The sequence below is a fragment of the Pseudomonas sp. SCPG-7 genome (assembly GCF_002156405.1).
Classification (GTDB): Bacteria; Pseudomonadota; Gammaproteobacteria; order Pseudomonadales; family Pseudomonadaceae; genus Aquipseudomonas; species Aquipseudomonas parakoreensis.
Genome location: NZ_MVOO01000010.1, coordinates 99,491 through 112,774, shown reverse-complemented (window position 1 = coordinate 112,774; position 13,284 = coordinate 99,491). Strand labels below are relative to the sequence as shown.

General features: G+C 61.6%; 8 protein-coding genes. 6 read left to right on the top strand and 2 right to left on the bottom strand.

Annotation, left to right across the window (positions count from 1 at the left end; all coding sequences use genetic code 11):
- Nucleotides 1–73: 73 nt before the first annotated feature.
- Complete coding sequence (gene typA, locus B1722_RS19085) at nucleotides 74–1,894, top strand: translational GTPase TypA (RefSeq protein ID WP_007961739.1); 1,821 nt, start codon at nucleotides 74–76, stop codon at nucleotides 1,892–1,894.
- Between the two features lie 215 nt (nucleotides 1,895–2,109).
- Here typA and B1722_RS19080 read toward each other — a convergent pair whose 3' ends face one another.
- Nucleotides 2,110–2,547 carry a YkgJ family cysteine cluster protein gene (locus B1722_RS19080; RefSeq protein ID WP_007961740.1) on the bottom strand — a complete coding sequence of 146 codons (438 nt, stop codon included), beginning with the start codon at nucleotides 2,545–2,547 and terminating at the stop codon, nucleotides 2,110–2,112.
- Nucleotides 2,548–2,806: 259 nt separating this feature from the next.
- Here B1722_RS19080 and B1722_RS19075 point away from each other — a divergent pair, with 259 nt between their 5' ends.
- The 5 genes from B1722_RS19075 (at nucleotide 2,807) to B1722_RS19055 (ending at nucleotide 12,340) form a co-directional block, all read left to right on the top strand.
- The gene (locus tag B1722_RS19075; protein WP_041071440.1) at nucleotides 2,807–5,257 is read left to right on the top strand and encodes a glycogen/starch/alpha-glucan phosphorylase; all 2,451 of its coding nucleotides are present in this window, start codon (nucleotides 2,807–2,809) and stop codon (nucleotides 5,255–5,257) included.
- A gap of 168 nt (nucleotides 5,258–5,425) precedes the next feature.
- Nucleotides 5,426–9,022: a DUF2339 domain-containing protein gene (locus B1722_RS19070; protein ID WP_086793946.1), complete on the top strand. Its 3,597-nt coding sequence runs from the start codon at nucleotides 5,426–5,428 to the stop codon at nucleotides 9,020–9,022.
- Nucleotides 9,019–10,383, top strand: coding sequence for a DUF3999 domain-containing protein (locus B1722_RS19065; RefSeq protein WP_086793944.1), 1,365 nt, complete (start codon nucleotides 9,019–9,021; stop codon nucleotides 10,381–10,383). The genes B1722_RS19070 and B1722_RS19065 overlap by 4 nt, the downstream gene beginning before the upstream one ends.
- A 340-nt stretch (nucleotides 10,384–10,723) precedes the next feature.
- On the top strand, nucleotides 10,724–11,734 hold the full coding sequence (locus B1722_RS19060) for a class 1 fructose-bisphosphatase (protein WP_007961744.1): 1,011 nt from the start codon (nucleotides 10,724–10,726) through the stop codon (nucleotides 11,732–11,734).
- Between the two features lie 3 nt (nucleotides 11,735–11,737).
- Nucleotides 11,738–12,340, top strand: a complete 603-nt coding sequence (locus B1722_RS19055) for a DUF924 family protein (protein ID WP_086793942.1) — start codon at nucleotides 11,738–11,740, stop codon at nucleotides 12,338–12,340.
- Nucleotides 12,341–12,447: 107 nt separating this feature from the next.
- Here the strand turns inward: B1722_RS19055 and B1722_RS30165 are convergent, their stop codons facing one another.
- Nucleotides 12,448–13,212, bottom strand: coding sequence for a methyl-accepting chemotaxis protein (locus B1722_RS30165; protein ID WP_371260421.1), 765 nt, complete (start codon nucleotides 13,210–13,212; stop codon nucleotides 12,448–12,450).
- Nucleotides 13,213–13,284: the final 72 nt, after the last annotated feature.

The window sequence follows — 13,284 nt, the reverse complement described above, 5'->3', positions numbered from 1 at the left end:
GCCATGCCGGACACTACTGTTAATCGCTGCCAAGACTTGTCAGCAAACCGAATCCTCTGATCGAGATACACAAGTGATCGAAAATCTACGTAACATCGCCATCATTGCCCACGTTGACCATGGTAAGACCACCCTGGTAGACAAACTCCTGCGTCAATCCGGCACCCTGGAGCGCAACGAGCTCAACGACGAGCGCGTGATGGACTCCAACGACCAGGAAAAAGAGCGCGGTATTACCATCCTGGCGAAAAACACCGCCATCAACTGGAACGGCTACCACATCAACATCGTGGACACCCCGGGCCACGCCGACTTCGGCGGCGAAGTAGAACGCGTAATGTCGATGGTTGACTCCGTTCTGCTGCTGGTTGACGCTCAAGACGGCCCTATGCCGCAAACCCGTTTCGTGACCAAGAAGGCGTTCGAAGCCGGCCTGCGTCCAATCGTGGTCATCAACAAGGTTGACCGTCCAGGCGCGCGTCCGGACTGGGTTCTGGATCAGATCTTCGACCTGTTCGACAACCTCGGTGCGACCGAAGAACAACTGGACTTCCAGGTTGTTTACGCTTCGGCCCTGAACGGCATCGCCGGTCTGGACCACACCGCCATGGGCGAAGACATGACTGCGCTGTACCAGGCAGTGGTCGACCACGTTCCGCCTCCGGCCGTTGACCGTGACGGTCCGTTCCAGATGCAGATCTCCGCTCTGGACTACAACAGCTTCCTGGGTGTTATCGGTGTTGGCCGTATCGCTCGTGGTCGCGTCAAGCCGAACACCCCGGTTGTCGCGATCAGCGCCGACGGCAAGCGCCGCAACGGTCGTATCCTGAAGCTGATGGGTCACCACGGCCTGCACCGCATTGACGTTGAAGAAGCAGCAGCCGGCGACATCGTCTGCATCAGCGGCTTCGACGAGCTGTTCATCTCCGACACCCTGTGCGACATCAACACCGTCGAGGCGATGAAGCCGCTGACCGTTGACGAGCCAACCGTTTCCATGACCTTCCAGGTAAACGACTCGCCATTCTGCGGTAAAGAAGGCAAGTTCGTGACCTCCCGTAACATCAAGGATCGTCTGGACAAAGAGCTGCTGTACAACGTTGCACTGCGCGTTGAAGAAGGCGACTCGGCTGACAAGTTCAAGGTTTCCGGCCGTGGTGAGCTGCACCTCTCGGTACTGATCGAAACCATGCGTCGCGAAGGCTTCGAGCTGGCCCTGGGCCGTCCTGAAGTGATCATCCGTGAAGTTGACGGCGTGAAGCAGGAACCGTTCGAAAACGTCACCATCGACATCCCTGAAGAATCGCAGGGCAAGGTCATGGAAGAGATGGGTCTGCGTAAAGGCGACCTGAGCAACATGGTGCCGGATGGCAAGGGCCGTGTTCGTCTGGAATACAACATCCCTGCTCGCGGTCTGATCGGTTTCCGTAACCAGTTCCTGACCCTGACCAACGGCGCTGGCATCCTGACCTCGATCTTCGACCGTTACGCGCCAGTGAAGTCGGGCCACATGTCCGGCCGTCAGAACGGCGTTCTGGTTTCGGTTGAAACCGGCAAGGCACTGACCTACTCGCTGGAAACCCTGCAGGCTCGTGGCAAGCTGTTCGTAGAACACGGCCAAGAGATCTACAACGGTCAGATCGTTGGTCAGAACAGCCGCGACAACGACCTGGGTGTGAACCCTACCAAAGGCAAGAAGCTCGACAACATGCGCGCTTCGGGTAAAGACGAAACCATCGCTCTGGTACCACCTGTTCGCTTCACTCTGGAACAGGCTCTGGAATACATCCAGGAAGACGAGCTGTGCGAAGTCACTCCTAAGTCCATCCGTCTTCGCAAGAAGATCCTGGACGAAAGCGAGCGTACCCGCGCTGCCAAGAAAGCCAAGGCGTAATTCAGCCCGAGCTTGAAAAAACGCCCCCGGTCGCGAGACCGGGGGCGTTTTTGTTTGTCCGGGATTTGTGCGGGGTTTGTGCTGGCCTCATCGCTGGCAAGCCAGCTCCCACAGGGTTTTGCGTCGCACATGAATCTTGTGTACGACAACAATCAATGTGGGAGCTGGCTTGCCAGCGATGGCGGCCGGACAGGCGCCGAAAATATCAGGAAGGGTCAGAACTTCTCGATCGACCGCGAATTCTGCACCCGCTCGACTTCTTTCGGCTTGTACGCGCAATACCCTGGCCGCGGGCCGATTTTCGGGTGGTTGCGGCAGGTGTCCGGGCGCTTGTCATAAATGGTGCACAGGCGGCTCTTACGATCCAGGTAGTAGCAATCGTTGTTGCTCATGCGCTGCAGGGTGAAGATCCCCGATTTCTGGTTGAAGCGCTCGACCAGCCCTTCCTTTTGCAGGCGCTTGGCGATGTTCTTCGGCGGATCGCCCAGCTCGAACTCGTCGACCACGCCGATGCGTACCAGGTCCTTGATCTTGACCTCGACCGGCAGGGTGCAGCAGCTGGAGACACAAGAGCCGCACATCGGGGCCGAATATTTGGCCCACGTATCGAGGCGGTCGATCTCGGCGGCGGCAATCAGGTTGGGCTTCATCATCGGGGGTTACCAGGCGTGTGTGCATCAGGGCGCGCGATCATACCGGGACTGGTGGATTTTTGAACAACCTTTCGCCAGATTTTTGCAAACGCCGTGTAAATGCCATTCAGTCCGGCACGGCCCCTGCATTCATTAGCCCACTCGCCAAGGTAATGCCGGGCTATCTCACCGTCTTCGGAAAAACTGCCGAACCTGCGCCTCTACCGTCGGTCAGACCGTCTAGGCTCAGACAATTCCCCGCTCGCTCGAGGTCCTATCGATGACTCAAGAACCACTAGTTCGCGAAGCAGAGGTGGCCGCATTCCGCGATGCCGTCCTGACCAAGCTCACCTATGCGGTGGGCAAAGACCCGGATCACGCCTTTGACCATGACTGGTTCGAAGCCATTGCTCTGGCGGCACGCGACCACATGGTCGAACACTGGATGGACCACACCCGGCAGATCTACCGCAAAGGCCAGAAGCGAGTGTATTACCTCTCGCTGGAATTTCTCATCGGTCGTTTGCTCTACGACAGCCTGAGCAATCTCGGCCTGCTCGACGTCGCGCGTGAAGCGCTGACTGAACTGGGTGTCGATCTGGAACGCATTCGTCTGCTGGAACCCGATGCGGCGCTCGGCAACGGTGGTCTCGGGCGTCTGGCGGCGTGCTTCATGGAAAGCATGTCGACCCTCGGCATTGCCGGGCACGGGTACGGCATTCGTTATGAGCACGGGTTGTTCCGCCAAGCCATCGTCGATGGCTGGCAGCAGGAGCAGACCGAACACTGGCTGGATTTCGGCAACCCGTGGGAATTCGAGCGTCCGGAAGTGGTGTACACCATCGGCTTCGGCGGCAGCGTCGAAACCGTCACCGATGCCAGTGGCAAGACCAAACAGGTCTGGTCGCCGGCAGAAACCGTACGGGCGATTGCCTACGACACGCCGGTGGTCGGCTGGCGTGGGGCGAGCGTCAACACCTTGCGCCTGTGGCGTGCCCGCGCCATGGAAGACTTGCACCTTGAGCGCTTCAACGCCGGTGACCACTTGGGCGCGGTGGCTGAGGTAGCCCGCGCCGAAAGTATTTCCCGGGTGCTTTACCCGGCGGACAGCACCGAAGCGGGGCAGGAACTGCGCCTGCGTCAGGAATATTTCTTCGTCGCGGCTTCGCTGCAGGATTTGCTGCGTCGCCATCGCAACATGCACACCTCGGTGCTGACCCTGGGCGATCACGCGGCGATCCAGCTCAACGACACCCACCCCTCGATTGCCGTTGCTGAATTGATGCGGCAACTGGTCGACGTCTACGACGTGGCCTGGGATGCGGCGTGGCAAGTCACCGTCGACACGCTGTCGTACACCAACCACACGCTGTTACCCGAGGCACTGGAGACCTGGCCGGTCGGCCTGATGGAGCGCATGCTGCCGCGGCACATGCAGATCATTTACCTGATCAACGCGCAGCACATCGACTCGCTGCGCGCCAAGGGCATTCATGATTTCGACGTGCTGCGCGCGGTGTCGCTGATCGAAGAAGACAACGGTCGTCGGGTGCGCATGGGCAACCTCGCGTTCCTCGGTTCGCACAGCGTCAACGGCGTTTCCGGGCTGCACACGCAATTGATGCGCAAGACCGTGTTCGCCGAACTGCACAAGCTCTACCCGGAGCGGATCAACAACAAAACCAACGGCATCACTTTCCGCCGCTGGTTGTTCCAGGCCAACTCCGAACTGACCTCGATGCTGGTCGACTCCCTCGGCCCGCAGGTGCTGGATAACCCGGAAGAGCGCTTGCTCGATCTGGAACCGTTCGCCGAGCAACCCGCCTTCCGCAAAGCCTTCGCCGAACAGCGCCTGCACAGCAAAAAGGCCCTGGCCTATCTGATTCACGAGCGGCTGGGGATCGCGGTCAATCCGGCGGCGATGTTCGACGTGCAGGTCAAACGGATCCACGAATACAAGCGCCAGTTGCTCAACCTGATGCACACGGTGGCGCTGTATCAGGCGATTCGTGCCGAGCCGGAAGTCGACTGGGTACCTCGGGTGAAAATCTTCGCCGGTAAAGCAGCGGCGAGTTATCACCAGGCCAAACTGATCATCAAGCTGACCAACGACATCGCCCGTGTAGTGAACAACGACCCGACCGTGCGTGGTTTGCTGAAGGTGGTGTTTCTGCCCAACTACAACGTCAGCCTCGCCGAGAGCATCATTCCGGCGGCGGACTTGTCCGAGCAGATTTCCACGGCCGGCTTCGAAGCGTCGGGCACCAGTAACATGAAGTTCGGTCTCAACGGCGCACTGACCATCGGCACCCTCGACGGTGCCAACGTGGAAATGTGCGAGCGCATCGGCGCCGAGCACATGTTCATCTTCGGCCTCAGTGCGCAGCAGGTTGAAGCGCGCAAACAGAACCACGAGTTCAGCGCCGCGCCGGACATCGCCGCGTCGCATCGTTTGAGCGACGTGCTGCAAGCGATCCGCAGTGGCGTGTTCTCGCCGGATGACACGTCGCGCTATACCGGGCTGATTGATTCGCTGGTGGACTACGACCGCTTCCTGGTCTGCGCCGACTTCGATTCCTACTGGGAAGCACAGAAACGCGTCGATGCGCACTGGCACGACGCCAACAACTGGTGGCGTTCGGCAGTGCTCAACACGGCGCGGATGGGCTGGTTCTCCTCCGACCGGACCATTCGTGAGTACGCCACGGATATCTGGAAGGCACTGGAGTAACTTTTCGCTGGGCTCGATATAATCGGCGCGCCGGAAAAGATCGCAGCCTTCGGCAGCTCCTACACAGGTGTTCACATAACCCTGTAGGAGCTGCCGAAGGCTGCGATCTTTTTGGATCAGGCTGCGCTAATCTTCCCGGATTGGCCTTTGCGCTTAGGGATATCGACCATGCAATGGATGTTCATGTTGATCGGGCTGCTGCTCGGCTGGCTGCTCGATGAGTCGTTCAGTGCCGCGCTATTGGGGGCGCTGCTCGGGCTGGCGATCGGGCAAACGCTGCGCCTTGCCCGGCTTGGCTCGCAGGCCACCGAACAGCAGCGTCAACTGGAACAAGCCAAGGTTGCTTTGCAGGCCGTCGAACAGCGATTGTTCCTGCTTGAAGGTGCCGGCGTGCGCACCACACCGCCGGGCATGGTGCCGACCGCGGATGCCGTCGTCGAACCCGTCATCGTCGTCGAACAGGCACCCGCCGCCGCACCGGATCTGGTCTGGGAGCTGCCGCCCGAACTCGAACCGATTTCTGCCGTCGCCAGCGAAACCAACCAGCCGCTGCCGGCCGATGTCTGGCATCTGGACGCCGTGACCGACGAGCCATCACCCCCCACACAACCGGCCGAACCCCGTGGCCCGAACCTGATCGAGCGCGGCATCCGTGCTGCCCGCAACTGGCTGTTCGGCGGCAACACGGTGTTGCGGGTCGGCGTGGTACTGCTGTTTTTCGGTCTGGCGTTCCTGCTGCGCTATGCCACTGAAGGCATGGTGGTGCCGATCGAATTGCGTTATGCCGGCGTCGCGGCGGCGGCGTTGGCCCTGCTGGCGCTGGGCTGGTGGTTGCGTCGGCGCAACAACAGCTATGCGCTGATTCTGCAGGGCACCGGGATCGCGGTGCTGTACCTGACGGTGTTTGCGGCGATGCGTCTGCATCCGCTGCTCGATCCGTCCGCCGCGCTGGGGTTGCTGGTGGCGGTCACGGTGTTCTCGGCGATTCTCGCCATCACTCAGGATGCGCTGGGGCTGGCAGCGGCTGCAGCATTGGGCGGTTTCGCCGCACCGATCCTGACCTCGACCGGTGCCGGCAACCACGTCGCGCTGTTCAGCTATTTCGCGTTGCTCAATGCCGGCATTCTCGCCATCGCCTGGTTCAAGGCCTGGCGCCTGCTCAACCTGATCGGATTCGTTGGCACGTTCGGCATCGGTTTCGCCTGGGGGCTGCGATGGTATGCGCCCGAGTTGCTGTGGAGCACCGAACCGTTCCTGATTCTGTTCTTCCTGATGTACCTGGCCATCGGCCTGTTGTTTGCCCGGCGCAAGTTGCTCGACATGCCCGATGCACCGGCAGACGGCGATCGCGAAGCACTGTTGCACTGGTCGGCGCGCAAGGGCGACTACGTCGACGGCACAATGCTGTTCGGGCCGCCGCTCGTGGGCTTCGGTTTGCAGTTTGCGCTGGTGCAGCACCTGGAGTTCGCCGCTGCGTTCAGTGCTCTCGCACTGGGCGTGATCTACATGGGCCTGGCCCGGTTACTGATGGGTGGTCGCGCCTTGTTATTGGGTGAAACCTGTCTGGCGCTGGGGGTGATTTTCGCCAGTCTGGCGATCCCGCTAGGCCTCGATGCACGCTGGACCTCAGCAGCGTGGGCAGTGGAGGGCGCGGGGATTTTCTGGCTCGGTCTGCGTCAGCAGCGGCCGTTCGCCCGAGCGTTTGCCCTGTTGCTGCAACTGGGTTCGGCGCTGGCGTTCCTCAGTCAGTTGCGGGTCGGCGAAAGCAGTCTGCTCGACGGCGCACCGTTGGGGGCGTTGATGCTTGGCCTCGCGCTGCTGTTCAGTTTCTATCAATTGCGCAAAGCCTCGGCGGAGCAGGCTTCGCTGTGGGAGCGCCAGGGTTTGCCGGTGCTGGCGGCGCTGGGCCTGACCTTCCTGTATTTGCTGGCGCCGTTGTTTTTCTTTGTTCAGGCGACAGCGATCAGTTGGGCTTTGGCCGGATTGGTGACCTTGTTTGTCGGCCTGCGCCTGCAATCGCGTACGTTCCTGTTCACCGCGTTCGCCGTGCAGTTGCTCGGCGGTGCGCTGTTCCTTTTGCGTCTGCAAGGCGCGGGCGAGGATTCGGCGGCGGTGTTCAGCGCCGGGTGGAGCGGGTTGCTCAGCGCATCGCTGATCGGTCTGGCGTTGATCGCCGGGATGTTGCTGGCGGCACGGGACGAGATGGTGCGCGGTGATGTGCGGCTGCTGCGCGGCTTGTCGGTGGTGTTGCTGGCGGGGTTGGTGCTGATCAACCTGGCGGTGCTGTTCGTGCTGCCGTGGCAAACCGCGAGTGCGGTGTGGGCGGCCAGCGGCTTGCTGATCATCTGGTTGAGCCTGTACCTCAAGCAGCGCGTGAGTTTTGTCTTCGGCCTGTTATTGCAGTTGATCGGCGGCGCGGCGTTCTTGTTGGCCGGCCCCGAGTTGCTCGGGCCGCTGGCCAGCGAAGGATTGCGGCCGCTGGCCCATGGCAGCTTCTGGACGCCACTGGTATTGGGGCTGGCCGCGCTGGTCGGTGCCTGGCGTTTGCAACTGGGCAATCATGCCTCGGCGTTCGATGCGCTGAGCTTGCAGCGCCTGTCCGAAGTGCTGCTGGTGTGGGGCGCCGGTTGGTGGGCGTTGGCGTGGGTCAGTGAGGTGCTGCGTTTTGCACCGTTGAATGTGCAGGCGCCGCTGTTGCTGCTGGTCGCCGCGCTAAGCGTGGCGTTGTGGACGCTGTTGGCGCTGCGCCTGAAATGGCCGGCGCTGGGCCTGCTCTGCACCTTGCTGATCCCGGCGGCGGGGCTGGTGCTGCTGGCGGCGTGGCATTCGCGTTATCACCCGGCGGCGAATGTCGGCTGGCTGGCGTGGGTGCTGGTGTTCGTCGTGCACTTCTTCAGCTTGCGGCGTCTGGCGCCGATGTTGCCGGCACGGGCCTTGAGCACGGCGCATGTGCTGGGTTGCTGGCTGCTGATCGGCGTACTGGCGCTGGAATTGCGCTACGGCTTGCTGCTGTTGTCCGAGCAATACAACGCCTGGCGCTGGCTCGGCTGGGCGGTCCTGCCGAGCCTGTATCTGTTGCTGGCGGCGGCTCCACGCAACTGGCCTTGGCCGGTGGCCGCGTTCCCGCGCGAATATCGTTTGTATGCCGCTGCGCCGTTGGCAGTGCTGATGCTGGCGTGGTTCTGGCTGGCCAACGGCTTCAGCGACGGCAATGCCGAACCGCTGCCGTACGTACCGCTGGTCAACCCGCTGGAATTGGGCCTGCTGTTTGCCCTGTTCGGGGTGTACGTGTGGTCGCGTCATGCGGTGACGCAGTTTGCCCTGCGCAAGGATTACGCCGAGTACGCCACACAACTGGTCGCCGGGGTTTCGCTGTTCGCTTTCTGCACCGCGCTGGTGACCCGCGCTGCGCACCATTGGGCGGGCATTCCGTTCGAGCTGGATCTTTTGCTTGAGTCGATGCTGGTGCAGGCCGGGTTGTCCATCGTCTGGACCCTGATGGCGCTGGGCCTGATGATCGGCGGCCATCTGCGCCATCGTCGCGAAGTGTGGCTGATCGGCGCGGCGCTGATTGCGCTGGTGGTGGCCAAACTGATTTTTGTCGAATTGAGCAACCGTGGCGGATTGGCCCGGATCGTCTCGTTTATCGGCGTCGGCGTGTTGCTGCTGGTGGTGGGCTACTTTGCACCGCTGCCACCGAAACGCGTCGAAGCCGAGCCGGCGGCGGGCAAACCCGTGCCGGATACCGAAGGAGTTTCATCTTGAGTCGCATGCTGAATCTGGGGTGGTTGGCGCTGGGCGTGGTGATAGCTGCCGGCGCCCAGGAAAAACCGGCGGACTTCGCCACGCAGGTGCCGCTGACGGTGAGCGGCAACGGCCCGTGGTATCGCCTCGATCTGCCGCTGAGCGCGCAATTGCAGGCACGCCAGACCGATCTCAGCGACCTGCGCGTATTCAACGCTGCTGGCGAGCCGCAGGCCTACGCCCTGGCCCGGGAATCGGCGCAGACCCGCGACGACGGGCAGTTGCATGAAGTGAAGTGGTTCCCGTTGTACAACGCCGCCGACGCCAGCGAGCGCGCGCCGAACGTACGCGTGCAATCGACCACCACCGGCACACTGGTGGAAGTGCAGCCGTCGACGCAACTGGAGGCCGGCGAAGAGGTGCTGCGCGGCTGGCTGCTCGATGCCAGCGCGATCAAGGCGCCGCTGCAGCAACTGATCCTCGACTGGACCAGCGAACGCGACGGTTTCCAGCGCTTCAGCATCGAGGCCAGTGATGACTTGCAGCATTGGCAGGCGTGGGGCGAAGGGCAGGTCGCGCGCCTGACGTTCTCCGACGAGCGCATCGAACAGCATGAGGTGACGCTGCCGGGGCAATCGGCGCGCTATCTGCGTCTGCTGTGGGAGGCGTCCACCTCGGCACCCATCCTCACTGCAGTGCAATTGAAAAGCAGCGATCCACGCAACGTGCCGCTGCCGTTGGTCTGGTCGCAAGCGTTGACGGGCAGCAGCACCCAATCCGGCGAGTACACCTGGCAGTTGCCGATGGGGTTGAATGTCGAGCGGGTGCAGGTCGAGTTGAAACAACCGAACAGTCTGGCGCCGGTCACCCTCGCGGGTCGCCGCGAAAGCAGCCTGCCGTGGCAGCCCCTGAGCAACGGTTTGCTGTATCGCCTGACCCAGAACGGTCAGGACGTGGTGCAGAACGAATTGCAGTTGTACGGGCAAACCGTGCAGCAATTGAAACTGAGCGTGGATGAGCGCGGCGGTGGTCTGGGCGAGCAGGCACCGAGCCTGAAATACGCGGTGCGGGCGACGCAGGTAATTTTCCTCGCGCGCGGTGACGGACCTTACAGCCTGGCGCTGGGCAATCCGACGGTGAAAACCGCGAATCTGCCGCTGAGCACGCTGATTCCGGATTTCAAACCGCAGAAGCTCGCGACGCTGGGCAAGGCGACGGTGCAGGGCGACGTGATCCCCACGCCGACCGCCCCGGCCACTACAGCGGCGGTGGCCGAAACCAACTGGAAGAAAATCGGCTTGTGGGCGGTGTTGCTGGTGAGTGTGGTGTTCCTCGGGGTGATGGCGGCGAGTCTGTTGCGCAAGCCACCGACCCGTTCCTGAGAATGGCTGGCGCTGTGCGCCTTTCGCTGGCAAGCCAGCTCCCACAGGTTATTTGGTGTACACAAAACAGGTGAACGACCGAAATCCTGGTGGGAGCTGGCTTGCCAGCGATGACGGCCGATCAATCAACAAAAATTCTCAAACTGTCGCTATCAACCCAGCCACCATCCGTCCCGAACCGGACTACGCTCAATCCGGTGCCTGAACTCTCTCGACCCGATCACGTCTGATACAAGCAATTGCGCCCCAACGCACGTTACCGGGCGTCTTCGCTCGCTAGGTTTTCAGACTCCCTGTAAACTGCGCGGGTTTTTAGCCCCCCATTCCACCGGAGCCGTCCATGTCCCGCGTTACCCTGAGTCGCTATTTGATTGAGCAGACCCGCAGCAATAACACTCCTGCCGATCTGCGCTTCCTGATCGAAGTGGTGGCGCGTGCCTGCAAAGAGATCAGCCACGCCGTGTCCAAAGGCGCCCTGGGCGGTGTTCTGGGCAGCATGGGCACTGAAAACGTCCAAGGCGAAGTGCAGAAGAAACTCGACGTGCTGTCGAACGAGATCCTGCTCGAAGCCAACGAATGGGGCGGTCACCTGGCCGGCATGGCGTCCGAAGAAATGGACAATGCCTACCAGATCCCCGGCAAATACCCGAAAGGCGCTTACCTGCTGGTCTTCGACCCACTGGACGGCTCGTCGAACATCGACATCAACGCCCCGGTTGGCACCATCTTCTCGGTACTGCGCTGCCCGAACGAATACCTGAGCCAGAACGAGCCGCTGAACGAAAAAGCCTTTCTGCAGCCAGGCACCCAGCAGGTTGCTGCCGGTTACGCGATCTACGGCCCGCAGACCATGCTGGTACTGACCCTGGGCGACGGCGTCAAAGGCTTCACCCTCGACCGCGAAATGGGCAGCTTCGTGCTGACCCACGAAGACATCACCATTCCTGAAACCACCCAGGAATTCGCGATCAACATGTCCAACCAGCGCCACTGGGAAGCCCCGGTACAACGCTACGTCAGCGAACTGCTGGCCGGTGAAGAAGGCCCGCTGAAGAAGAACTACAACATGCGCTGGGTCGCCGCGATGGTGGCCGATGTGCACCGCATCCTGACCCGTGGCGGTCTGTTCATGTACCCACGCGACAGCCGTGAGCCATCCAAACCGGGCAAACTGCGTCTGATGTACGAAGCCAACCCGATGTCGTTCCTGGTGGAACAGGCCGGCGGCGCGTCCACCGACGGTCACCAGCGCATCCTCGACATTCAGCCGGAAGGCCTGCACCAGCGCGTAGCGGTGTTCCTCGGCTCGAAAGAAGAAGTCGCCCGCGCCACGGCTTACCACAAGGAATAAACCATGACTGCGCCCTGGCAGCCGTTGCTCGATTGGTGGTTCGGACATGCCGAATCACCGGACGAGATTGCGGCTGACAAGGGCAAGTTGTGGTTTGGCAAGAAAGACAGCCAGGACCTCGAAGCGCGTGAGCGTTTCGGGGTCTTTGTCGATCAGGCCCTCGCTGGCGAATTGGCCGAGTGGACGCAACGTCCCGAAGGTTGGCTGGCGCTGGTGTTGCTGCTTGATCAACTGCCACGCATGATCTTTCGCGACACACCCAAAGCCTTTTCCGGTGATCTGCGTGCGCAGAAACTTGTCGCGCAGGGCATTGCGGCGGACTTCGACCGGCAACTGAAGCCGATTCAGCGGGTATTCATTTATCTGGTGTTCGAACACTGCGAAAACCTCGCGGTGCAGAACGAAGCCGTGTCGCGCTTTATCGATCTGCTGGCTGAACAGCCGGAAGCCGAGCGGGCGGTGTTTGCCGATAACCTGGACTATGCCGAGCGGCATCAGAAGGTGATTGCACGGTTTGGCCGGTTTCCGCATCGCAATGCGGTGTTGGGGCGGGAGTCGACGGCTGAGGAGTTGGTGTTTCTTTCTGAGCCAGGTTCCAGGTTCTAAATCTTCACTGCGGCTGAATCCCGCTTCGCGAGCAGGCTCGCTCCCACAGTTGAAATGCATTCCAATGTGGGGGCGAGCCTGCTCGCGAAGGGGTCAGTGGCAGCGCTTTAAATGCGGAAGCTGCCGACCAATTGCTTGAGACGCGCTGCCTGCTGCTCCAGATCCGAACACGCACGCAAGGTTGCCTGCAAGTTCTCGACACCTTCCTGATTCAGCGTGTTGATCTCGTTGATGTCGACGTTGATCGACTCGACCACAGCGGTCTGCTCCTCTGTCGCGGTAGCCACCGACTGGTTCATCCCGTCGATCTCGCCGATGCGCTGGGTCACGCTGCCCAGGCGTTCGCCGGCCTGGTTGGCGATGCCGACGCTGCTTTCGCTCTCGCGCTGGCTCTCGGTCATGATGCTCACGGCCTGACGTGCGCCGACTTGCAGTTCTTCGATCATCTTTTGCACTTGCTGCGCCGAGTCCTGGGTGCGGTGTGCGAGGTTGCGCACTTCGTCAGCGACCACGGCGAAACCTCGGCCAGCCTCACCGGCGCGGGCCGCTTCGATGGCGGCGTTGAGTGCCAGCAGGTTGGTCTGCTGCGAGATGCTGGTGATCACTTCCAGAATCTGGCCGATGTTCACCGTGTTGCTATTGAGGGTTTCGATGTTGCCGCAGGAGTCGCTGATTTTTGCCGACAACTGCTGCATCGCGTGAATGGTTTTATCCACAACCTGCTGGCCGTCGACCGCCAGGCTGCGCGCATCGCTGGAGTGCTGCGAGGCGAGAGCGGCGTTCTGGGCGATTTCCTGGGCGGCAGCGCCGAGCTGGTTGATCGCCGCGGCCACGCTGTTGGTGCGGCTGGCTTGCTGGTCGGAGTTGTACATCGACGAGTTCGAGGCCGCGACCACACGCAAGGCGACTTCGTTGACTTGCCCGGTGGCCGACGACACTTCGCG

Excerpts from the sequence above, each read along its gene's own strand:
- B1722_RS19075 (WP_041071440.1), top strand. The coding sequence starts at position 2,807 with ATGACTCAAGAACCACTAGTTCGCGAAGCAGAGGTGGCCGCATTCCGC.
- B1722_RS19060 (WP_007961744.1), top strand. The coding sequence starts at position 10,724 with ATGTCCCGCGTTACCCTGAGTCGCTATTTGATTGAGCAGACCCGCAGC.
- B1722_RS19070 (WP_086793946.1), top strand. The coding sequence starts at position 5,426 with ATGCAATGGATGTTCATGTTGATCGGGCTGCTGCTCGGCTGGCTGCTC.
- B1722_RS19080 (WP_007961740.1), bottom strand. The coding sequence starts at position 2,547 with ATGATGAAGCCCAACCTGATTGCCGCCGCCGAGATCGACCGCCTCGAT.
- B1722_RS19055 (WP_086793942.1), top strand. The coding sequence starts at position 11,738 with ATGACTGCGCCCTGGCAGCCGTTGCTCGATTGGTGGTTCGGACATGCC.
- B1722_RS30165 (WP_371260421.1), bottom strand. The coding sequence starts at position 13,212 with ATGTACAACTCCGACCAGCAAGCCAGCCGCACCAACAGCGTGGCCGCG.